Source organism: Pedobacter nyackensis, assembly GCF_032678475.1.
GTDB classification, from domain to species: Bacteria; Bacteroidota; Bacteroidia; order Sphingobacteriales; family Sphingobacteriaceae; genus Pedobacter; species Pedobacter nyackensis_A.
In genome coordinates, this window is sequence record NZ_JAVTSF010000001.1 from 129,274 (window position 1) to 153,194 (window position 23,921).

The 23,921-nt window shown below is 39.3% G+C and carries 19 protein-coding genes and 1 other RNA gene; 15 read left to right on the forward strand and 5 right to left on the reverse strand.

The annotated features are described in order from the left end of the window. Positions 1–22 precede the first annotated feature (22 nt). The 5 genes from R2Q84_RS00510 (at position 23) to R2Q84_RS00530 (ending at position 6,118) form a co-directional block, all read left to right on the forward strand. A complete protein-coding gene (locus tag R2Q84_RS00510; RefSeq protein WP_316814556.1) occupies positions 23–2,956 on the forward strand; it encodes an FAD-binding and (Fe-S)-binding domain-containing protein in 2,934 nt (977 codons plus the stop codon). A gap of 96 nt (positions 2,957–3,052) precedes the next feature. Beyond that, positions 3,053–3,532, forward strand: a complete 480-nt coding sequence (locus tag R2Q84_RS00515) for a hypothetical protein (protein ID WP_316814557.1) — start codon at positions 3,053–3,055, stop codon at positions 3,530–3,532. A gap of 96 nt (positions 3,533–3,628) precedes the next feature. Next, on the forward strand, positions 3,629–4,927 hold the full coding sequence (locus R2Q84_RS00520; RefSeq protein ID WP_316814558.1) for a HAMP domain-containing sensor histidine kinase: 1,299 nt from the start codon (positions 3,629–3,631) through the stop codon (positions 4,925–4,927). 60 nt (positions 4,928–4,987) lie between these two features. Further along, complete coding sequence (locus R2Q84_RS00525; protein ID WP_316814559.1) at positions 4,988–5,563, forward strand: PhnA domain-containing protein; 576 nt, start codon at positions 4,988–4,990, stop codon at positions 5,561–5,563. 24 nt (positions 5,564–5,587) lie between these two features. Continuing rightward, positions 5,588–6,118: an HAD family hydrolase gene (locus R2Q84_RS00530; RefSeq protein ID WP_316815939.1), complete on the forward strand. Its 531-nt coding sequence runs from the start codon at positions 5,588–5,590 to the stop codon at positions 6,116–6,118. 69 nt (positions 6,119–6,187) lie between these two features. On the opposite strand, the gene fsa is transcribed toward R2Q84_RS00530, so the two are convergent. Together fsa and ffs are read right to left on the reverse strand one after the other, a co-directional pair. Then, entirely contained in the window at positions 6,188–6,847 is a 660-nt protein-coding gene (fsa, locus tag R2Q84_RS00535; RefSeq protein ID WP_316814561.1) for a fructose-6-phosphate aldolase, read from the reverse strand. Between the two features lie 139 nt (positions 6,848–6,986). Further along, an RNA gene (ffs, locus tag R2Q84_RS00540) (signal recognition particle sRNA small type) lies at positions 6,987–7,086 on the reverse strand. Positions 7,087–7,496: 410 nt separating this feature from the next. Between ffs and gltB the strand changes: the two genes are divergently transcribed. The 4 genes from gltB to R2Q84_RS00560 all read left to right on the forward strand — a co-directional run bounded on the left by gltB (position 7,497) and on the right by R2Q84_RS00560 (position 15,188). Continuing rightward, complete coding sequence (gltB, locus tag R2Q84_RS00545; RefSeq protein WP_316814562.1) at positions 7,497–12,005, forward strand: glutamate synthase large subunit; 4,509 nt, start codon at positions 7,497–7,499, stop codon at positions 12,003–12,005. 64 nt (positions 12,006–12,069) lie between these two features. Beyond that, a complete protein-coding gene (locus tag R2Q84_RS00550; protein ID WP_316814563.1) occupies positions 12,070–13,536 on the forward strand; it encodes a glutamate synthase subunit beta in 1,467 nt (488 codons plus the stop codon). Positions 13,537–13,804: 268 nt separating this feature from the next. Further along, on the forward strand, positions 13,805–14,599 hold the full coding sequence (locus tag R2Q84_RS00555; RefSeq protein ID WP_316814564.1) for a metallophosphoesterase family protein: 795 nt from the start codon (positions 13,805–13,807) through the stop codon (positions 14,597–14,599). Beyond that, on the forward strand, positions 14,586–15,188 hold the full coding sequence (locus tag R2Q84_RS00560; protein WP_316814565.1) for a hypothetical protein: 603 nt from the start codon (positions 14,586–14,588) through the stop codon (positions 15,186–15,188). Before R2Q84_RS00555 ends, R2Q84_RS00560 begins: the two co-directional genes overlap by 14 nt. Before the next feature lie 44 nt (positions 15,189–15,232). On the opposite strand, the gene R2Q84_RS00565 is transcribed toward R2Q84_RS00560, so the two are convergent. The 3 genes from R2Q84_RS00565 to R2Q84_RS00575 are packed head-to-tail and all read right to left on the reverse strand — an operon-like array spanning position 15,233 to position 17,596. After that, positions 15,233–15,886, reverse strand: a complete 654-nt coding sequence (locus R2Q84_RS00565) for a YdeI/OmpD-associated family protein (protein WP_316814566.1) — start codon at positions 15,884–15,886, stop codon at positions 15,233–15,235. Positions 15,887–15,898: 12 nt separating this feature from the next. Continuing rightward, positions 15,899–16,429, reverse strand: a complete 531-nt coding sequence (locus tag R2Q84_RS00570) for an RNA methyltransferase (RefSeq protein ID WP_316814567.1) — start codon at positions 16,427–16,429, stop codon at positions 15,899–15,901. Positions 16,430–16,444: 15 nt separating this feature from the next. Next, positions 16,445–17,596 carry a galactokinase gene (locus tag R2Q84_RS00575; RefSeq protein WP_316814568.1) on the reverse strand — a complete coding sequence of 384 codons (1,152 nt, stop codon included), beginning with the start codon at positions 17,594–17,596 and terminating at the stop codon, positions 16,445–16,447. 161 nt (positions 17,597–17,757) lie between these two features. On the opposite strand from R2Q84_RS00575, the gene R2Q84_RS00580 reads away from it, so the two are divergent. From R2Q84_RS00580 to R2Q84_RS00605, 6 genes are all read left to right on the forward strand, one after another. Beyond that, entirely contained in the window at positions 17,758–18,795 is a 1,038-nt protein-coding gene (locus R2Q84_RS00580) for an aldose epimerase family protein (RefSeq protein ID WP_316814569.1), read from the forward strand. Continuing rightward, the gene (locus R2Q84_RS00585) at positions 18,795–19,436 is read left to right on the forward strand and encodes a DsbA family oxidoreductase (protein WP_316814570.1); all 642 of its coding nucleotides are present in this window, start codon (positions 18,795–18,797) and stop codon (positions 19,434–19,436) included. Before R2Q84_RS00580 ends, R2Q84_RS00585 begins: the two co-directional genes overlap by 1 nt. Before the next feature lie 458 nt (positions 19,437–19,894). Beyond that, positions 19,895–20,305 carry a rhodanese-like domain-containing protein gene (locus tag R2Q84_RS00590; protein WP_316814571.1) on the forward strand — a complete coding sequence of 137 codons (411 nt, stop codon included), beginning with the start codon at positions 19,895–19,897 and terminating at the stop codon, positions 20,303–20,305. Positions 20,306–20,356: 51 nt separating this feature from the next. Further along, positions 20,357–21,757 carry an aminopeptidase P family protein gene (locus R2Q84_RS00595; RefSeq protein WP_316814572.1) on the forward strand — a complete coding sequence of 467 codons (1,401 nt, stop codon included), beginning with the start codon at positions 20,357–20,359 and terminating at the stop codon, positions 21,755–21,757. Positions 21,758–21,836: 79 nt separating this feature from the next. Further along, a complete protein-coding gene (locus R2Q84_RS00600) occupies positions 21,837–22,439 on the forward strand; it encodes an RNA polymerase sigma-70 factor (protein ID WP_316814573.1) in 603 nt (200 codons plus the stop codon). 103 nt (positions 22,440–22,542) lie between these two features. Next, positions 22,543–23,718, forward strand: a complete 1,176-nt coding sequence (locus R2Q84_RS00605) for a FecR family protein (RefSeq protein ID WP_316814574.1) — start codon at positions 22,543–22,545, stop codon at positions 23,716–23,718. The last annotated feature ends 203 nt before the right edge of the window (positions 23,719–23,921 follow it).

A 23,921-nucleotide genomic window follows, 5' to 3' on the forward strand; every position in this document is an offset into this window, starting at 1 on the left:
ATCTTGCTTTTGAATTAAAGGAATGGAAGAAAAGCTTAAGGCACTGGCAGCTTCAGTTGAGGGAGACCTTTACACTGATGATACGACCAGAATATTGTATGCTACTGATGCATCTGCATATTCGGAGATGCCACTTGCTGTAGCTATACCACTTACTATAGCCGATTTAAAACAATTAATTGATTTTGCAGGCCAGGAGGGCACTTCCCTGATCCCAAGAACAGCGGGGACCTCCCTGGCCGGACAGGTTGTTGGTAACGGCATTGTAGTGGATGTCTCCAAGCATTTTAATAAAATACTGGAAATCAACTCTGAAGAACGCTGGGTGCGTGTGCAGCCGGGTGTAGTTAGAGACGAGCTGAATGCAAGTCTTAAGCGACTTGGTTTGTTTTTCGGACCCGAAACTTCTACAGCCAACCGTGCCATGATTGGAGGCATGGTTGGCAACAACTCTTGCGGCTCAAATTCAATAGTTTATAAAAGCACACGTGAACATACACTTGAGATAAATGCCTTGTTAAGTGATGGCTCAGAAGTTGTTTTTAAGCCGCTGACTTTCGATGAATTTATTGCCAAATGTGAAGGTACAACTTTAGAAGCGGCTTTATACAGATCTATAAGAACTCAACTGGGCGATTATCAAAACCAGTTGGAAATCAGAAAGGAATTTCCGAAGAAAAGTGTGGAAAGGCGTAATACAGGCTATGCCATTGATATACTATTGGAAAGTTCACCTTTTACCGCCGGAGGGGAAGATTTTAACTTTTGCAAGCTGATCGCAGGATCAGAAGGAACTCTGGCATTCATTACCGAAATAAAATTGAACCTGGAGCCCTTGCCGCCAGGGCATGCCGGCTTGCTTTGTGTACACTTTAATACCCTGGAGGAAGCACTGCGTGCAAATATGGTGGCATTAAAATACAAACCAAATGCAGTTGAACTCATTGATCACTATATTTTAGAATGTACCAGGGATAATATTGAACAACGGGAAAACAGTTTTTTCGTACAGGGTGAACCGGATGCTTTGCTGGTCATAGAATACACAAGAGATACACATGCTGAGGTGCTTGAGATAGTAACCCATGTAGAGGCGGAAATGCGTAGCCTCAGTTTGGGCTATTATTTTCCCGTGCTTTATGGTAGCGACATGAAAAAAGTGTGGTCACTAAGAAAGGCTGGTTTAGGACTGCTCAGCAATTTGCCAGGGGATGAAAAGGCTGTACCTGTAATTGAAGATACTGCGGTGGATGTAGAAGACTTGCCGGCATATATTCGCGACTTTAACGAAATCCTTAATAAACACGGATTATTTTCGGTGCATTACGCCCATGCAGGTTCTGGTGAATTACATTTACGCCCCATCCTCAACCTAAAATCAGCGGAGGGAAATGCGATGTTTCGGCTAATTGCGGAAGAAATCGCAACGCTGGTAAAGAAATACAAAGGCTCATTAAGCGGGGAGCACGGCGATGGAAGATTGAGAGGTGAATTTATTGAGCAAATGATCGGGCCTAAAAATTATGCGTTGCTTAAAGACCTAAAAAATACCTGGGACCCTAAGGGTATATTTAATCCGGGTAAGATTGTAGATACCCCTCCAATGGACACCATGCTGAGGTATGAGGCCGGGCAAAAAAGTTTCACCACAAAAACGATATTTCGGTATGCCGGTCAAAACATGCTGCAGCACGTTGAACAATGTAACGGATCTGGTGATTGCCGGAAATCACATCTTGCGGGTGGTACAATGTGCCCTTCTTACATGGCTACACACAATGAAAAGGACACCACAAGAGCCAGGGCTAATATCTTAAGAAACTTTCTGACGCATTCTGATCAGGTAAATAAATTTGATCACGAGGAGATTAAAGAAGTATTGGATTTATGTTTAAGTTGTAAAGGTTGTAAATCAGAATGTCCGTCCAACGTCGATATGGCAAAATTAAAGGCGGAGTTTTTACAACATTATCAGGATGCGAACGGTGTTTCGTTAAGAGCCAGGCTGATCGCCAATTTTAGTACGATTGCGGGATTCGGCTCTGTCATGCCTTCGTTATACAACCTGATGATGACAGGGTCGGTTTTTAGTAGCCTGACAAAAAGGATTGCGGGTTTTGCGCCAAAGAGGAGTATACCTGCATTGTATCATACAACCTTAAGAAACTGGTTCTTAAAACACCAGCAGCGTCGACAAAATAGCGCCGAAAAATCCCCGAAAAAGGTTTATTTGTTTTGTGATGAATTTACCAATTATCAGGATACAGAAATTGGCATAAAAGCCATTTTATTACTCGAATCATTTGGCTATGATGTTCTGATACCCAAACATCTGGAAAGTGGCAGAGCATCCCTTTCCAAGGGACTGTTGCGTAAGGCGAAGAAAATTGCGCAACACAACGTATGGTGCCTAAGTCCTTTGATTAATGAAGAATCGCCGTTGATTGGAATTGAACCTTCTGCAATATTAACCTTTCGGGATGAGTATCCTGACCTGGTGGATGAAGAACAACTCGAAGCAGCAAAAAAACTCTCTTCAAACGTATTTCTAATAGATGAGTTCCTGGCTGCAGAAATTCGTAAAGGCAATATTTCGAAGTCCCGGTTTAATAATGAAAGAAAGCAGATTAAACTACATGGTCATTGTCAGCAAAAGGCATTTAATGCCTTAGGTGCCACAGAGCAGATACTGTCTTTCCCTGAAAACTATACGGTACAGACCATTCCTTCGGGTTGCTGCGGCATGGCAGGGTCATTTGGATATGAAAAAGAGCATTATGACTTATCTATGCAAATCGGAGAACTGGTGCTATTCCCCGACATTAGAAAACAAAAGGAAGAAGTAATCATCGCTGCACCAGGAACAAGTTGCCGTCATCAGATTAAAGATGGAACCACGAAAAAAGCATACCATCCCGTAGAGATATTATATAACGCTTTATCAAAAAACCAATAAAACTGCGAAATGACTTTTAAAGGTTAAAAAATATCGACTATTTGCAATATTATTCCTACTTTGCTGATTATCCGATAACTAACTATTTAAAACTCCATGAAATCTAAAATGTTCTCCTTGTTTTTTTCGGCATGCATACTTTTAGCTTGCACAAATCAAGATGTTAAACAAATTGAAACCAAAAAAACTTCCAATGTTCCATTGCAGGGAACCTGGCAGTTGTTATCCTCAACCATATTAGAAAATGGACAGGAAACTTTTAGTGATTACACAAAAGATCAGCGAATGATCAAGATCATCAATGATACTCACTTTTCATTTTTAAAGCACGATTTGAAGCTAAATAAAGAAGGTAAAAATAATTTTGATGCAGGAGGTGGGAGATACGAACTGGTTGACGATAATTATACCGAGCATTTAGATTTTTACAATGATAAAAACTGGGAAGGAAAATCATTTAATTTTAAGGTTAAAATCGAAAACGACACTTTAATCCAGACGGGAGTAGAAAAAGTAGAAAGTGCAGGAGTAGACCGGACGATTACAGAGAAGTATATTAAAGTAAAGGATAATTAATGGGATTAACTCTATTTCACAACATTTATTCATTAATTTGCAGTTTACCAAACGCTTCTCTTTTCCAACAAAGCAAGGCGAATATCAAAGACTTGAATGTTTAAACAATTAAAGCTCAAGTGGGACAATAATTGGCATAGAATGCTAGGGGATGCGAGTCGGTTTTCTCTGGAAAGCAGGATATTTCATGCCATTTCGATTATGTCTATAATTGCCATTTCGATTATTGTTATTTATAGTTTTTTAGTTTCGCTTTACCAAACCAGGTATATTTCAACGTTTATCTTAATTGGTCAGATAGGTTTATATGCCCTAAGCCGTTTTACCGGCAAATCTAAACTCGCCGTTATATTGTCGGTGATCCAAATTAATTTCGCCATTGTACTGGCGTATTTTTATAGCGGGGGGATTGCAGGTAGTTCATTATTACTCTTCATTGCAGGTCTTTACATTACATTTCTTATCATTCCCCGTAAAAAACTTCACATCTGGTACTTCTTTAATCTGCTGCTCGTTTTTACGGTGATTACAATAGAATTTTTGTATCCAAGCAGCATAAAGCAACATTATACAAGCAGAGAAGAGTGGTTTATAGATATGGTTTTCACTTACCTTATAGTGAGTGTAATGATTGCATGTGGAACCATCCAATTACGGAGAAGTTACCGGACCCAGAAAGAAAGAGCTGAAGAAAAGGCATTGAAACTGGAGCTAATGAACAAAGAAAAAGATAAGCTGTTTTCTATCATCGGACATGACCTAAACACCCCAATCAACTCCTTACAGCAATACCTGCAACTGTTAAGCGTAATGGAACTCAATGCCGAAGAGAGAGTTGCAGTGGAGCAAGACCTGGCTAAATCACTCGCAGATGCACAATATCTGTTAGCCAATTTATTGGAGTGGGCAAAAAACCAGTTAGAAAACATCCCAATGTCATTGGGCTCAATACATGTTGAAACACAACTGCTACCCACCATGCGCATGTTTGAACAGATCGCCGGCAGAAAGAAAATAAAATTATTGATTGACATAGATAAAAAAGCTACAATTGTTGCCGACAACAATATGTTTGACCTGGTGATGAGGAACCTCCTGAATAATGCGATGAAATTTACGAATGTTGGTGGCGTAATTCAGGTGGGTACCATTTTACAAGAAGATCGGGTAGTTGTCTTTGTAAAAGATGATGGTATTGGAATTTCTCCGGAACGGCAAAGTGAAATTTTTAGTCTGAATATCTCTTCGAGCTATGGTACAATGAACGAAAAAGGAACTGGCTTAGGCCTGGCTCTTTGTCGTGATTATATTACACAACAAGGCGGTCATATCTGGTTTAACAGCACCACAGAAGAAGGAACCGTATTCTATGTTGAAATGAAAAGGGTAAAATAAAGGAATATTTTTTTAATTAAGTATCTTTACCAACTCTATTTTTAACAAATACAATATACTTTGGAACAACAATTATTAGACAGAAGCGAGAACAAATGTGAACTATGCCAGTCGGCAGCACCAATAAAGTTATACGAAGTTTTACCTCAGACGGGGAGAACTGAAGACAACTGCATCATGATCTGTGACAAATGTTTAGGACAGATAGAAAAGACCGAAGTATTAGATGTTAAACATCTGAATTGTTTAAGAACAAGTATCTGGAGCGCTGTTCCCGGTGTACAAGTTGTAACCTGGCGTTTGTTAAAGCGCTTAAAAGAAGAAAGCTGGGCAATAGATAGCCTGGATGCCATGTATATGGACGAAGAAACTTTAGCATGGGCACAGGCAGGTGCTGATGAGGAGGGTACTGGTGCTGATGAAGTACATAAAGATTGTAATGGACAGTTGCTGGAAGCAGGGAACTCTGTTGTTTTAACAAAAACACTCGATGTAAAAGGATCTTCATTAAGTGCTAAATTAGGTACCGTAGTAAAAAACATCCGTTTAGTTGAAGACAATACCGATCAGATTGAAGGTAAAATTGAAGGACAGACCATTGTTATCCTTACCAAATACGTAAGGAAACAAAATTAAAAGCCAGGATAAAAGACTATGATGATGAATAAAGCTATTTTTCTGGATCGTGATGGCGTACTCAATCACGAAATATACGATTACATTACGAAACTGGAAGATTTCGAAATACTGGAATATCAGATTGCACCTTTAAAAAAGCTGTACGATGAAGGCTACCTTTTAATTATTATCACTAACCAGGGAGGCATTGCACAAAATCGTTATACCCAAGAGACATTAAGTGAGATGCATAAAGCCCTGGGCCTGAGTTTTGAAAAGCAGGGGGCGTTTATCAAACATGCTTATTATTGCCCACATCACCCAACGGTTTCCGGAGAATGTAATTGCCGCAAACCAAAATCGGGGATGCTTTTAGAGGCTATAGCAACCTATAATATTGATCCGGCACAGTCTGTAATGATTGGTGACAAACCACGTGACGTAGAGGCTGCAAACGGGGCAGGAGTAAAGGGTATTTTGATCGCACCTGATGAACAGATTGATTATGACCTGGTAAAACAAGTGCTTGCAGGTTCTGAATTTGAGGTGTTATCTGAAAAAATGAAAAGTTAATCGTATCGTTTGAACATAAAAAACCTGTATCATCAAATACAGGTTTTTTTTATGCTTATAAAAATAGAACTATTTTCCAGAAGCCTTAGCGTGGTCAGCTAAGAAAGTAGCTAGTCCGCTATCTGTTAAAGGATGTTTTAACAATGCAGTGATGGCTGCCAAAGGAGCGGTAATTACATCCGCACCTAATTTCGCGCAGGCAACAATATGTAATGGTCCGCGGATAGATGCTGCAAGAATCTCAGTAGGGTAGCCATAGTTGTCAAATATCAATCTGATGTCTTCAATTAACTGTAAACCATCAGTAGAGATGTCATCCAGGCGACCTAAAAATGGAGATACGTAAGATGCACCAGCTTTAGCAGCCAATAAAGCCTGTCCTGGCGAGAATATCAAAGTACAATTGGTCCTGATACCTTTTGAAGTTAAATACTTAATCGCTTTAACACCATCTTTAATCATAGGTACTTTAACAACGATCTTTGGATCTAATTTAGCTAAAGCCTCACCTTCTTTAATAATCTCTTCATAAGTAGTTGAAATTACTTCAGCACTTACATTGTCATCCACAATCGCACAGATGGCTTTATAATGAGCTATTACATTATCATCGCCTGTAATACCTTCTTTAGCCATAAGGCTCGGGTTAGTGGTTACACCATCTAAAATACCAAGGTCCTGTGCTTCTTTTATCTGGTCAAGATTAGCTGTATCAATGAAAAATTTCATGTTGTTTAAATTAGCAAATTGGTTAATGTATAAATTTTATCAATTATCCGCCTAAATTAGGCAATTACATTGAGCTCTTTTAAGGAAAAATGAATAATAAGAGGCTTTCCCGAGAATACTTTTATTGAAAAAAGTAAAAAATGGGCAAGCAACTTTTATCGCACCGCTACAACCTTCTACCCTTGCTTCGTTCCCGCCCTGGGGGAGTTCAAAGGGAGCTGATCGTAAAAGACTTGCCCACTGCAAATGTAGCAAAAGAGATTAGTCTACAAAAGGAAATTTCATAAATATTTGAGTTTTTTTAGTGAAAATCACATAATCAATTGAGTATAAATGTATTGAATGAGTAAAAAAAATAAACTTAATTTACTATTTTTATAAAGCAGGAATTTATCGGATAAAGCAGATTCAGAAAAACGGAAAGAAGGATGGCCGCCTATGAAAAACTGTTCTAAATAACTCAATTATTAATATTGCAATTTCAAACGTTATATTTTATCAATATCGCAATATTGTAATGTTTAATTTTAAATATGTTGTTTATATGCTAAAAAATATACAAATATTATAATTTACGGTTTTTTATTTGTATCTTAGTGTCCAAAATACACTATACCAATATACCAAAACTAATTATTAAACGGAACTTATGGAACTAACACAAGATAACCAGGGGTTATACGACCAGCGTTTTGAACATGATGCATGCGGCATCGGATTTGTAGCCCACATAAAGGGCCGAAAGTCGCAGCAAATCATTTCAGATGCCATAACCATTCTTGAAAATCTTGATCACCGCGGGGCAGTCGGAGCCGAAATCAATACCGGAGACGGAGCAGGTATTATGATACAGATACCTCACGAATTCCTGTATGATGAATGTCTTAAAATCGGATTCAGCTTAAATGAATCAGGAGATTACGGCGTAGGGATGCTTTTTTTACCCAAAGATGTAAAAGCTAGAGAAGAATGCAGAGAGATTATTTACAGGGCAGCGGAGAAGCTTAACCTTGAAGTTTTGGGCTTTAGAAAGGTGCTGACCAACACCGATGGTATAGGTGATATGGCCTTATCAGTAGAGCCTGAAATGGAACAAGTGTTTATAGCACGTCCTTATGCAGTTGCTGCAGGTGCAGATTTTGAACGTAAACTTTATGTATTTAAAAACTACCTGTCGAAAACTATCAATACAACTGTAAAAGGAATTAATGGCGATTTTTATATTGCTTCTTTTTCATCACGTACTATTGTATATAAAGGACAACTTACTTCATTACAGGTTAGATCTTATTTTACTGAATTAAGTGACAAGCGTGTGGTGTCTGCTTTTGGATTGGTGCATTCCCGTTTTGCAACCAATACATTCCCGTCATGGAGATTGGCACAACCTTTCAGGTACATCGCTCACAACGGCGAGATCAACACCTTACAAGGTAACTTAAACTGGTTCAGAGCCAGTGTTAAGTCTTTTGCATCTCCTTATTTTACACAAGAAGAATTAAATATTTTACTTCCTGTAATTGACGAATCAAACTCTGATTCAGGATGTTTAGATAATATAGTTGAATTATTACTGCATTCAGGCCGTTCATTGCCACATGTATTGATGATGCTGATCCCTGAAGCATGGGACGGCAATGATGACATGGATGAACTGAAACAAGCCTTCTATAAATTCCATGCTACTTTAATGGAGCCTTGGGACGGGCCAGCAGCGGTTTCTTTTACTGATGGTAACCTGATCGGCGCTACATTGGATAGAAATGGCTTACGCCCGCAACGTTACGCTATCACCGAGGATGATCACGTGATTATGGCTTCTGAAGCCGGTGCACTTGCACTTGATCAAAGTAAAATCATTGAAAAGGGTAGGTTAACACCTGGTAAAATGTTTGTAGTAGACATGGAACAAGGCCGTATCATCAGTGATGTAGAAATAAAACAACAGGTTTGCGGAAGAAGGCCTTATGCCGACTGGATCAACCAGTACCAGATCAAACTGGAAGAACTTCCAGAGCCGAGACTGGTATTCAGCGGTTTATCACAGGAATCTATATTCAGGTACCAGCAGGTATTTGGTTATAGCAGGGAAGATGTAGATCTGATCCTGAAACCAATGGCCAGAGACGCCAAAGAACCAATCGGTTCAATGGGTACCGATATCCCGTTGGCTGTTCTTTCTCAGAAACCACAACACCTATCTTCATACTTTAAGCAGTTATTTGCACAGGTAACCAATCCGCCAATTGACCCGATCAGGGAAAAAGTGGTGATGAGCCTTGCAGGCTTTATGGGAAATGCCGGAAATATCCTTGAAGAAAATGCAATGCAATGTCATTGTGTTGGCATCAAACACCCAATCTTAACAAACCATGAACTGGAGAAATTAAGAAGTATTGATACCGGCGTATTCCAGTCTAAAACATTACAAACGTATTTCAGGGCCGATGGCAAACCGGGGGCTTTGGCAAAAGGACTGGAAAGACTTTGCCGTTACGCTGTAGATGCTGTTGAAGACGGCTTCCAGGTAATTGTGTTGTCAGACCGTGCACTGGATTCAGAACACGCTGCAATTCCTTCTTTACTGGCTGTTTCCGCTGTTCATCATCACCTGATCCGTAAAGGATACAGAGGTGCAGTAGGTATTGTAGTTGAAGCGGGTGACGTTTGGGAAGTACACCATTTCGCAACCTTAATTGGTTTCGGCGCTACGGCAGTAAACCCTTACCTGGCTTTAGAGACAATTACCGGCTTCCAGGAAGAACTAGCCGTTAAATCTGAAAAGCTAATACAGAATTATATTTATGCCATCAACAACGGTTTGTTAAAGATCTTCTCGAAAATGGGAATATCTACCTTACAATCATACCATGGTGCACAGATATTTGAAATACTAGGTTTACATAAAAATGTAGTAGACAATTACTTTACCGGTGCTGTATCAAGGATTGGTGGATTAGGTTTAGATGAAATCGCTAAAGAAACCCTGATCAAACACAACAGGGTATTTAAACTGGCCAATCGCCCTGATCCGATATTGCCTACAGGTGGAAATTACAAATGGAAGCGTAAAGGTGAACAACATTTGTTCAACCCTCAGACCATCCATTTATTGCAAAATGCAACCCGTAAAAAGGACTATGGAGTGTACAAACAGTATTCTAAGCTGGTAAATGAGCAAACCAACCAGGCATTTACCATCAGGGGTTTATTTGAATTTAATTACAATCGTCCGGCAGTTCCATTAGAAGAAGTTGAACCGATTGAAGGCATAATGAAACGTTTCGCTACAGGTGCGATGTCGTTCGGATCAATCTCTCATGAAGCACACTCAACCTTAGCCATTGCCATGAACCGTATCGGTGGAAAAAGCAATACAGGTGAAGGTGGTGAAGATGAGCTGAGATATGAACTACTGCCAAATGGTGACTCCATGCGCTCTGCAATTAAGCAGATTGCTTCAGCACGTTTTGGGGTAACCAGTTATTACCTGAGTAATGCAGATGAGCTGCAGATTAAAATGGCTCAAGGTGCAAAACCTGGAGAAGGTGGACAATTACCTGGTGAGAAGGTTGATGACTGGATCGGAAAGGTTCGTCACGCTACACCTGGTGTGGGTTTAATCTCTCCGCCGCCACACCACGACATCTATTCAATTGAGGATTTGGCGCAGCTGATCTTCGATTTGAAAAATGCCAATCGTGAAGCAAGAATTAACGTTAAACTGGTTTCAAAAGCTGGTGTTGGTACTATTGCTGCCGGTGTGGCAAAAGCACATGCCGATGTAATTCTGGTATCAGGATTTGACGGAGGAACAGGTGCTTCACCATTAACCTCTATACAGCACGCAGGCTTACCATGGGAACTTGGTTTGGCCGAAGCGCATCAGACATTGGTTAAAAACCGTTTGCGCAGCAGGGTAGTATTACAAACGGACGGGCAGTTAAAAACTGGTAAAGATATCGCAATTGCTACTTTATTAGGAGCCGAAGAATGGGGTGTAGCCACAGCGGCACTGGTAACTTCAGGATGTATCATGATGCGTAAATGTCATTTGAATACTTGCCCGGTTGGGGTAGCAACGCAAGATCCTAATTTAAGGAAATTGTTTACCGGTGAGCCTGACCACGTTGTAAACCTCTTCTACTTCTTAGCTGAAGAACTAAGAGAGACAATGGCTGAACTTGGTTTCAGAACCGTACAGGAAATGGTTGGACAGGCAGACGCATTAAGTGTACGCGCGATTGAGGAAAATGACTGGAAATTAAAAGATCTTGATCTTTCAGCTATCTTATACAAAGCGCCAGACAATGGTTTAAGTTTGTATCAAACTGAAGTACAGGATCACGGATTAGCAGAAGTGCTGGATCATGACCTGATTAAAGCAGCGCAACCCGCCTTAGCTACTAAAGAACCTATATACAAAGAGTTTGAATTGAAAAATACAAACCGCGCAATAGGTACGATGCTTTCTAACGAGGTTTCTAAAATTTATAAAAGCCAGGGCTTACCTGCTGACACCATCAACTTTAAGTTTAAAGGTTCAGCTGGACAAAGTTTCGGTGCTTTTGCAACCAAAGGAATTTCCTTACAACTGGAAGGTGAAGCGAACGATTATGTAGGTAAAGGGCTTTCAGGAGCAAGATTATCTATCTATCCGTTCAGCGAAATTAAATATGTACCAGAACAAAACATCATTATTGGTAACGTTGCCCTGTATGGTGCAACTTCCGGTGAGTTGTTTGTACGCGGACAAGCAGGTGAACGCTTTGCCGTGAGAAACTCTGGAGCTACCGCCGTAGTAGAAGGATTAGGGGATCATGGTTGTGAATACATGACCGGAGGTGAAGTGCTGGTGATCGGTAGTACAGGCAGTAACTTTGCTGCAGGTATGAGTGGTGGTGTAGCCTGGGTTTATGATGCAAAAGGTGATTTTGCAAGCAAATGCAATAAGGAAATGGTAGACCTGGATCCGCTTGACGAACAGGACGAACTGAGAATAAATGTATTGCTAAAAAGACATATTCAACTTACCAATAGTGATTTAGCTAAGTTTATCTTAAACGATTGGGCAACTCAATCTGCACACTTTATTAAAGTATTCCCTAAAGAATACAAAGCAGTATTGCAAAAAAGAGCTCAAAAAGTTAAAGCATAAGACTGGGAACAGATCAAGAAAGAAGACAAATAATGACCACAACAAATAATTCAAATATATAATAATGGGAAAAGTAACCGGATTTTTAGAGTATGAAAGAACTGCTCCTGGAAAAGAAGATGCTAAAACTCGTTTAAAACATTATAATGAGTTTGTAGAGGCTTTTGAAGCCGAGCAGGTAAACACCCAGGCTGCAAGATGTATGGATTGCGGTGTTCCGTTTTGCCAATCGGGATGCCCGCTGGGTAACGTTATTCCCGAATTTAACGAAGCTGTATATAAAGGAGACTGGCATCTGGCTTCAACTATTTTACTGAGCACCAATAACTTTCCAGAATTCACAGGTCGCATTTGTCCTGCACCATGCGAGTCTGCATGTGTATTGGGAATCAACAAATCGCCGGTATCAATTGAAGAGATTGAAAAACACATTATAGAAACTGCATTTGCTAAAGGATACATCAAAGCAGAACCACCATTGATCCGTACCGGAAAAAAGGTAGCTATTATTGGATCAGGACCTGCGGGACTAGCCGCAGCGGCTCAATTAAATAAAGCAGGACATGAAGTTGTTGTTTACGAACGTGACGACACTCCCGGAGGTTTATTAAACTATGGTATTCCTGACTTTAAATTGCAGAAAGATGTGGTAACACGTCGTATTGCATTGATGGAAAAAGAAGGTATCGTATTCAAATGCAATTCTAATGTTGGCGTAAATGTTGAACTAAACACATTGCTAAGAGATTTTCAATCGATCATATTAGCAGGTGGTTCAACCATTCCACGTGACCTTCCTGCTAAAGGAAGAGATGCAAAAGGAGTGCATTTTGCAATGGACTTCTTAAAGCAACAAAACAAAAGGGTTAAAAACTTTAAAGTAGAAGGTGAAGATATACTGGCTACCGGTAAAGATGTAATTGTAATTGGTGGTGGTGATACCGGATCTGATTGCATTGGTACTTCTAATCGTCAGGGTGCAAAATCAGTAACCCAGTTTGAGATCATGCCGATGCCATCGCAAAGCCGCACGGATAACATGCCATGGCCAACTTACCCAATGTTGCTTAAAGTAACTTCTTCACATGAGGAAGGCTGTGAAAGAGGTTGGGGAGTAAACACTAAAGAATTCATCAAAGATGAAAACGGAAACCTGAAAGCGGTAAAGGTTGTAGATGTGGAATGGGATATTGATGCTACAGGCCGTCCTTTGAACTTTAAGGAAAAACCAGGCACAGAGCGCGATTTGCCTTGCCAGCTGGTATTATTAGCTATGGGTTTCCTGCATCCTCAAAAAGAAGGCTTAATTGAAAAATTAGGTGTAGATGTAGACAACAGAGGTAATGTTAAAGCTGAGGAAGGTAAATACCAGACCAATATCGCTAAAATATTCGCTGCAGGTGATATGCGCCGTGGACAATCACTGGTTGTTTGGGCTATATCAGAAGGCAGAGAAGCTGCACGAAAGGTAGATCAGTATTTGATGGGACACAGCAGTCTGCCATCGAAAGACGGAATTCCGTACGCATAATAAGAAATAGCGTCTTAAATAGTAATACTTTAATCGAAGCGTCTGTATCACGATACAGGCGCTTTTTTTTATGTACTTCATCATTCGGTAATGACATTTTTTAGTCGGTCGTCATGCTGTTCAAGATAACGACCGGATTACTGACATAAGTTACCTGTTTTAAAAAAGGCTGTAAAAATCCTGACTAATGTTTGTATAAAGTCAAAATATATAACTATGAATTAGCCCTGACAAACGAAAAGGTTTTAAACAGGTTCTTTGTAAACATATGAGAACACTTGTCCTTTTTTTTGTAAGTATAATTTTAACCAGTTGTAATCATTTTGAATTTAGCCCTAATCAAACCTTTGATCGCATATCATTAAAAGATGTAAATGCGACGAATATAAAACGATTAGGTGATGGTGCAGATGACGATACGGTAAAATTCGTTTTGACCGGCGATCCACAGAAGTCGCGCGATGAAACGGTAAAGCTATGTAAAGCTGTGAATGCCATTCCAGGTATTGACTTCGTTATACTCAATGGAGACATCACAGAGTTTGGTGTCATGAAAGAGATGTTATGGATTTCCAGGACCCTTGAAGACCTGGACAGGCCTTATGTAGCAGTCATAGGAAATCACGATGAAACCGGAAGAGGCCGGGAAAGCTTCAGACATATGTTCGGTGAATTAAATTATTCCTTTGTTTATGGCGGGATCAAATTCATTGGGCACGATACCAACAGCCGTGAATATGGATTTAACGGAGCAATTCCAAATATTCCATGGTTAAAAGAACAATTGAAGCCTACGCCTGGCGTAACAGGATATATAGCGATGTCGCATATCCCCGTAAATTCGCCGGACTTTGATGAAAAATTGAGTGCAGACTACATGAGTTCTTTTGCACAGACTCCGGGATTTCTTGCTTCGCTCCATGCCCATACACACAATTACGAGATGTTTTATCCTGACGATTCAGGAATCCCATACATCGTGACCAGTTCTATTGGCAACAGAGAATTTTTAGTTATGCAGATTGTTAATAATAAATTAAGTTTTGAGCGTGTTCCATTTTAGATATAGTGTAGTTGTTTTATTTTTGCTGTTGGGCAATGGCCTGACTGCAAATGCGCAGAAGCTAAAGTTTTTAATCCCTGATGAGGCAATTTTGCAGTATGCGGGTAGCATCGGTTATTTAAGCGCAGGAGCTGGATATGATGTTTTTGGTAACAAACGGGGTAATTTGTCTTTTCATTATGGATATGTACCTGAAAGTAAGGGAGGAGAATTACACATTACAACTGTAAAACTATCCTATAAGCCCTGGGAAATAAAATTAAAAGATTGGGGTAAATGGCATCCTTTTAATCCGGGTGTCTTTGTCAGTTATACTTTTCATAAAGATCTCAGCTTATTTTTCCCTTCGGGAATTTATCCGGGAGATTACTATTATTGGTCTGAAGCCATAAGACCACATATTTCAGCCAGTACCGAATTGGAAGTAAAACCACCTAAGGCTTTAAAAAATAACGGAATCCGTGCCATAGGGTTTTATATAGAAGGTAATACCAATGATTTTTACCTCATTAATTACCTGCAGAATATTCCGGCACTTCATATATATGATATTTTCCAGCTGGGAATAGGGGTCAAGGTTAAATTTTAATTAACAGTCTAAATAAAAATGCCCGGTTAACCGGGCATTTTTATTTATTTCATCGTCGGGTTTTTCTTACCCATTTTCAACATTGCAAGTGTCTTTTCCAGTCTGTCAACCTTGGTTTTTTCCTGTTTAGCCGTTAAGATCCACAGCACATATTCCTTTTTATGAGAATAAGCCAGCGACTCGAAGAATTCTTTCGCTTCAGGATGCTGTATCAAAAGCTTATCCAGATCAGGTGGAGCAGTTACTTTTTTGTTTTCTACATCTATAAACTCAGCAAACGAATTGTTCTTAATCTCATTATTACCAACTCCGGAGGTTTTTACTGCTGCAATTGGTTTGATTCTGAGGCCAGTCCAAATTTCATCTATAGCAGCAGATGCGCAGGGAGTCAATTTGTATAACTCAAGCGCTGCCCACTTTTCCATTTTAAGGTCTGTTTCAATACCAGAATTCTTTTTGGGATAAGCAATCCAAACAATCTGGTCATTTATTGTGGAACCAAAATCTGCAAGTAGTCGATCCAGTTCAATGCTATTTTTTGCAAAAAACAACATTCCCTGATGAGGTTCATTTATTTTTTCGCTAATCTCAATTGAAGAAGTATCACCTAAAATGGCTTGCAGATTTTCTGGTGTATTCGCAACCAAAATTCTAAACCCTGGTTTAAACAACAATTTCTTTAACAAGCCATTTTCCATATAAAACAAGAATTACAATCTCAATTTAGCAAAGAAATCCCACAGTACAATACCGGCAGATATGGTAATATTAAAAGAATGCTTAGTACCAAACTGTGGTATTTCAATACATTCATCAATTTGGGTCATCACTTCATCAGCCACGCCATTTACTTCATTTCCAAAAATGAGCGCAAACTTTTTATCGGCAGCCGGTTTATAAGTATTCAACATCGTACTACCAGCAGCTTGTTCAATAGCAATAATTTCATAACCATCAGCCCTTAGTGCAATTACAGCATCAGTAGTCGTGTTAAAATGTTGCCAGCTTACAGACTGTGTGGCGCCCAATGCTGTTTTTTCGATTTCACGATGCGGTGGCAGGGCAGTAATACCACATAAATAGACCCCGGCAATAGAAAAGCCATCAGCAGTTCTAAAAATAGAGCCTATGTTGTGCATACTCCGCACATTGTCGAGCACCACAATTACCGGGAGTTTTTCCTGTTCTTTAAATTCATCAATACTTACACGATTCAGGTCGTCCAATTTTAATTTCTGCATGGCGCAAAAATAAAATTAAATTGCTGAAGCGCCATTACCAATTTCACTAATATAAATAGCAGCAGGATAGCCAATACGATTTACGTAAAAGTCGGTTAGCTCTTTAGTAAAGTCTTCTTCCTTTCCTTTTTCAAGTAATGCAATGGCACAACCACCAAATCCAGCGCCGGTCATACGTGCACCAATTACATATTTGTAGTCTGCGCAGAAATCAACAACAGTATCCAGTTCAATTCCGGTTACTTCGTACAAGTCTTTTAACGACTGGTGAGAAGCATACATTAACCGACCAAACTCTGTTAAATTACCCTCATTAAGTGCTTTTGCGGCCAGATTAACCCTGTCATTCTCTTTTATCACATGTGTTGCACGTTTTAAAACGGTAGGATCGGTAATCAAGTGACTATGTAAAGCAAATTTCTCTGCATTCAGCTCGCATAGGTTATTTAATTTAATCTCGTCGTTTAATTGATTTAGTGCAGTCTGACATTCTTCTACACGTTCGTTGTATTTAGATTCAGCCAGTTTACGCGGTTTATTGGTATTGATAATAGCCAGGGAGTAGTTACCCAGGTTACAATCTACAATTTTATGTTTAATGGTATCGCAGTTTAAAACTATTGCTTTGTCAGTTTCACCGAAAGCAACGGCAAACTGATCCATGATTCCACAGTTTACACCTATAAATTCATTTTCAACTTTTTGTGCTAGCAAGGGAATTTCAATCTTTTCATAGCCCAGATTAAAATAGTCATTTAAAGCGTAAGCCATAGCCACTTCAATAGAGGCAGAGGACGATAAACCAGAACCAATTGGAATATTACCATAAAACAAAAGATCCAAACCAGTATTGAGCTCATGTTTTTTTAAGATTTCATTAAAAACACCTAAAGGGTAATTGTACCATTCCGGTCCGATTTTAGTATAACCGGATTGTAAAGGAAATTCGCGCTCTTCAGGGAAGTTTAAGCTCTTAAACCTGATTACGTTGTCATTATTTGGCGCCATACATAACCATGTTCCGAGTGTAACAGCTGCAGGCATAACTAATCCGCCATTGTAATCAATATGTTCTCCGATAAGATTTACACGACCAGGGGTAAAGTAATTTGCAGTTGGCTCATGCCCATATTTTTCTAAGAACTTACTAATTAATTCCGTTTTCATTGTAATATTTTAAGTTTGGTTTTGTTTTAAGTTAAAGTATTTATAGTATTGTTAGCAATTGAGATGCGCTCCTAATATACAATTTAATGAACCATCATGGGTTTACACTCAAAAAAAAATCATGATCGTTCATCAACCCCTAAAAAGAATAATTTATACTGATGGAAACAAAGCTGATTAAGACTGGGAAATTTATTGACGGCAAAGAAGTTCTGGCAATAGAATTGACCAATAGTCAAGGTACTTATGTAAAAATATACAATTACGGCGCTATTATAAATAAGTTTATTGTAGTCAATAAACATGGAGAGAAACAGGATATTGTTCTGGGTTTTGATGATATTGATCAATATACCAGCGAAGCCTATTTAAGCAATTACTCTTACCTTGGTGCTATAATCGGACGATATGCCAACCGCATAAAGAACGGTCGGTTTAATATTGATGGCGAAACCTATCAGCTGTCGCAAGCCAAAGGTGGCGATTGTTTGCACGGCGGCGACATAGGTTTTGACAAAAAGGTATGGGATGTATTATCTACCATCGATCCAAGTGTTACCCTTCAATATGTAAGCCCTGCTGGTGAAGAGCATTTTCCGGGAAACCTAACTGTACAGCTTACTTTCAAATTAACTGACGAAAATGAGTTGATTTTGGATTTTAAAGCGACAACTGATGCGCCGACAGCAATCAATTTAACACACCATAGTTATTTTAACCTTGCCCCTCAGGGTGGTTCTATTGCTGGCCATATCCATAGGATGCCTGCAAGCAACTATCTTGAACAAGATGACAACTATGTAGTAACCGGTAAGCTAATTCCTGTAGAAGGGACTAAGTATGACTTTTTAGGCGATAAAGCAATAGGGCAAGACTGGGATATTGAGGAAGGATACGATCAGACATTCGTCCTTGATAAACCTTATGGTGAGTTTACACTTGCATCCGAAACATCGGAAGCGGAGAGTGGTCTAAAACTTTCGGTTTATACGACAGAACCGGTTGCTCATTTTTACACGGCAAAATATCTGGATGTAAAAAATGGAAAAGACGGACAGGATTATCTTCCTTACGGCGCATTCTGTGTCGAGACCCAGCACCATCCAAATGGCATTAATGTTCCTAAGTTTCCAAGTACGGTATTAAGACCTGGTGAAAATTATAAACAAACTACAATTTACAAAATAGAGCACAACTAATGAAGGTAGATATCTGGTCGGATGTAAGGTGTCCGTTTTGCTATATTGGCAAAAGAAAGTTTGAAATGGCCCTGGAACAGTTTGAACACAAAGATAAAGTTGAGATAGAATGGCATAGTTTTGAGCTTGACCCGAACGCGGAAACGTTATTAGATAAAAGTCCGTACGACTATTTGGCTGAGCGCTATGGTAAAAGCAGAGAATGGTCTGTTGGCACACATCAGCAAGTCGCAAATTCGGCAGCTGAAGTTGGGCTGACCTTTAATTTTGATCATGCCATTATGGCGAATTCTTTTGATGCCCATCGATTAATTCAAATGGCAAAAACCAAAGGACTGTCTGATCAGGTTGAAGAAAATCTGTTTAAGGCACATTTTACAGACGGCAAGAATATTGCAGACCACCAGGTGCTTATTGAAATTGCAAAAGAAAGCGGTTTGGATGTACTTGAAACAGAAGTGATGTTAAAAAGTAACGATTTCTCTGATGAAGTCCGTTATGATGAAAAAACGGCACAAAACATCGGGATTTCCGGCGTTCCATTTTTCGTAATCAATCATAAACTCGGTATTTCAGGCGCGCAATCTCCTGATACTTTCTTAGGAGCTTTAATAAAAGCGGAAGAAGAGGGGAAAGCCTAGTTATCTAAGATATACGCCGCCCATCCATTGGCCTACCTTAAGGTTTCCTAGGTGTTTCCTACCTGTTGGCTAGGTGTCAACACCTAGGAAACGCCTTCCAATGACCTTTCAAACACGATTGACACCTAGAAACACCTAGAAGGCTGGAACAGAAGCAATGTATAGCCATGTTAGGACATTTTTTCTTAATAGTTAATCCACCTAAGTATCAGCCTTCGGTATTACTAGGGTGTTAGTAGGGCCTTGCTTTACCCCCTAGCCCTACTAACACCCTAGTAACGCCCTGTTAAGTATAAGTTAATACTCAAGTAAATATAAACTCAGATCAGGAACAGACAAACTCAGGGTAAATCCTCTTTTATACAGGTAAGATGGGCAGCTCGTTTAATTTTAATAATCGTTCTGTCAAGATTGAAGTGGTCCTTGCCTTTACATAAATAAATACCTTCATTTGTAAGATGAAGTATCTTTTAATATTTATTACTTACATCGGTATCAATTTATTGAGCGCTGTTTCCGGACACATGCCAAATCAGGCAAAAGCACAAAATGCTATTAGTTTTAAAGCTAAAATGGATAGTTCAGAACGAAAAAACATTCTCGATGTACGTATGCCAAGAGAGTATGGAGTTGGACATATAAAAGGTGCTAAAAATTACAATGTTTACGATAAAAGCTTTAAGGAGAAAGTTGCAACCTTAGATAAAAAAACACCGGTTTTCGTATACTGCAAAGGCGGAGGTAGAAGCGCTTTGGCTGTAAAACAACTTAAGGAGTTAGGATTTACAGATATCCACGAATTAGAAGGGGGGATACTGGCCTGGGAAGAACAAAAATTACCTGTGCTCCGGAATAGTGAAACAAAATAGCGACTAATAAAGATGGGAGCAGAGCCAACTGGCTGTTAATAGTTAATTTAGATGATGTTTAAAAACGACGAGTACATTCGCAGACGGGAGCTACTTTCTCCTAAATTTAGTTCCGGAATTTTGCTTTTTTTAGGAAATGAAGAAAGTCCGGTTAATTTTCTTCACAATACCTATCGTTTCAGGCAGGATAGTTCATTCCTTTACTATTTCGGTATTCAGAAACCTGGTTTGGCTGCTATCATTGACGTTGATCAACAGCTGGTCATCCTTTTTGGCGACGAAATGAGTATCGATGATATTGTATGGATGGGGAGACAGAAAACGCTGAAAGAGAACGCTTTTGAAGCCGGAATATTAGAAGTACGTCCCAAATCGGAATTGGCTAATTACATTTCTAAAGCATTAAATACGAACCGGAGTGTTCATTTTCTACCTCCTTATAGAGCCGAAAATAAGATAATGCTGGCTACCCTTTTTAATGTTGCGCCAGAACAGGTTTCAGGTTTAGCTTCTGTTCCGTTTATAAAAGCTATTGTAGCACAACGTTCAGTGAAGTCTGAAATAGAGCTATACGAAATTGATAAGGCTGTTTCTACATCTGTCGACATGCAGTTGCTGGCTATGAAAATGGCTCGGCCAGGAATGAAAGAAAGTGAAATTGCTGCAGCTATACATCAGGTCGCATTAAATGGAGGTGGGGACCTTGCGTATCCTATTATCCTCACTATAAACGGGCAAATTCTTCATAACCATTTCCACGGAAATACGTTAAAAGATGGCGACCTTGTATTGAATGATTCCGGAGCGGAAACCCAAATGGGCTATGCTGGAGATCTCACCCGTACATTTCCAGTAGGAAAGACTTTTAATTCTTTGCAAAAAGAAGTTTATAATATCGTATTGGCAGCATATTACGATGCCGCAAAATTATTGAAACCTGGTCTGCAATATCTGGATGTACATCGTCGGGCCTGCCTGACATTGGCTGAAGGGCTTAAAGCCATGGGGCTGATGAAAGGGAACCTGGAAGATGCTGTGAGCAGGGGTGCACATGCGCTCTTTTTCCAATGTGGCACAGGGCATATGATGGGACTGGATGTTCATGATATGGAAGATCTTGGGGAGCAATATGTTGGGTACAGTGATAAGCTTGTAAAAAATACCAGCCAGTTTGGTCTTAAGTCCCTACGACTAGGCAAAGAATTGGAAGTAGGGAACGTATTGACCGTTGAACCGGGAATTTACTTTATTCCCGAATTGATAGACATGTGGGCTGAAGAAGGTACTTTTTCGGAATATATTAATTATGAAAAAGTAAAGGAGTTCAGATCATTTGGCGGAATAAGGATAGAGGATGATTTTGTAATCACTACCGAGGGCTCACGTAAACTTGGTAAGCCCCTGGCAATTACTGTAGAAGAGGTGGAAGCGGTCCGGGGCACAATTTTCTGATTCTGATTTTATTCCTTACGTTTGTTTTCCTAAATCAGTATACAGATTATCAAATTCAGAATATAGACCCGTTTTTTACGTGAAGAATCTAACACCTATAGATGAAAAAAGTCTACTTTTAAAGTTGCGATCCGGTGATCAGGCAGCCTTTGAGCTACTTTATCGTCAGTATAGCGTGGAAATCTATCGTCGAATATTAGTGATGGTAAAAGTGGCTGACCTCGCCGAAGAAATAACTCAGGAGGTTTTCGTGAAAGTATGGGATAAACGATCCATAATTGAACCTGGCAACAACTTTAAATTTTTTCTCTATCGAATCAGCAAGAACATGGTGATCGATTTTTATAGAAAAGCAGCCAGAGATCAAAAATTACAAGACCAGATCATCGATTCCAGCACAGAAATAAGCAACTATACTGAGGAATCTATTATTTTTAACGAAACCAATACGTTATTCCAAAAAGCATTGGATGCCTTACCACCCCAACAAAAACAAGTCTTCTCGATGTGTAAAATACAAGGATTGAGTTATGCAGAAGCCGGTGCGCTATTGGGTATTTTTACCTCGACCATTAGTAACCATATCGTAAAAGCAACAAAAACCTTAAAGCAAACCTTGGGAGAAGACTATTTTTTCTTATTGTTATTTTCGGCCTTAACAATGGTTATTTCGCAGTTTTAATGAATGTTTATAGTCTTAATTACCAGACTAATAAAATTTATTTCATATTGGACTAGAGGATTAGCATCTGACAAACGTATTGTATAATATAAAGCAATATATTTTGGACAAGAAGCAACTAATCATTCATCTCTATAAGAAGTATCTGGATAATCAGGCAAGTGCCGATGAAATTAAAGAGCTATTTCAACTCATAGATAATTCTCCTCAATCTGATATGGAGGGTTTAACTGATGACGCCTTCTTGAAAACTATTGATGCTTCGGCCCCAACGGCAGAAGAACAAGAAAGGTTAGATCGTATTTACCAGGGAGTTCTTGGAAAAACGGGAGAAGACAACAACATATTCAAACGATTAAAACCGTTTGTCAGGTATGGAGTTGCGGCCTCTATTCTTTTATCAATCGGGCTAACTTTCTATTTTAATACTGGTTCAGTAAATAAACTGACAGAACAATCATTGGTTCAGAATGATGTTAAACCTGGAAGTAACAAAGCCACATTGACCCTTGCCGATGGAAAGACAATTGATTTAAGCAATGATCAAAAAGGAATAATTATTGATTCTGAAAATATAAAATACGCAGACGGGAGTTCAATAAGCACGCTTACAAAAGAAACCATGCTTGCCATCTCCACACCAAAAGGTGGCCAATACCAAATCACACTAGCCGATGGTACAAAAGTATGGCTAAACGCTGCATCAACATTAAAATATCCGAGCCGTTTTAACGGGAAAGAACGACGTGTACAGGTAGAAGGGGAAGCATATTTTGAAGTAGCAAAGGAACTAAAGAATAAGGTTCGCACTCCATTCGTCGTAGCCAGTGCTATACAGGAAGTAAAAGTACTCGGTACTCATTTCAACATCAATGCCTATACCGATGAAGGCAATACAAAAACAACATTATTCGAAGGATCAGTCGCCGTAAGCACAATATCATCTCCTTATTCCAGTCCCGCTATATTAACTCCTGGTCAACAATCAACCGTTAGTAATAACAACATTCAGGTTAATACAGTAGACCTAGAAGAAGCCATTGCCTGGCAAAAAGGCTATTTTCTTTTCGCTAATGAGAACATCAAAAGCATTATGCGAAAAGTGGCCCGTTGGTATGATGTAGAAGTGCATTATGAAGGTAATGTAGCAAACAAAGCTATAGGAGGTACTGTATCCCGCTATGAAAATGTTTCCGAGATCTTAGCGATGCTCAGCAACACCAAAGCTGTGAAATTTAAAATAGAAGGAAAGAGAATAACCGTAATGCCGTATCAATAGACAATAAAGTATAAATAGTTAACCTGAATCAACAAATCTAAATAAAACCAAAAATGATATAATAGATACAAGCAACGTAGCCCAGGGCTCAGTAGGTAACTTAAAAAAAGCCGGAAAGTGCTAGTAACACCGTCCGGCCAAAGTTTGAGTCAACCATCCGATTTTTATCGGTAAAATAATCTTTGCGAATTACAATTAGAAAC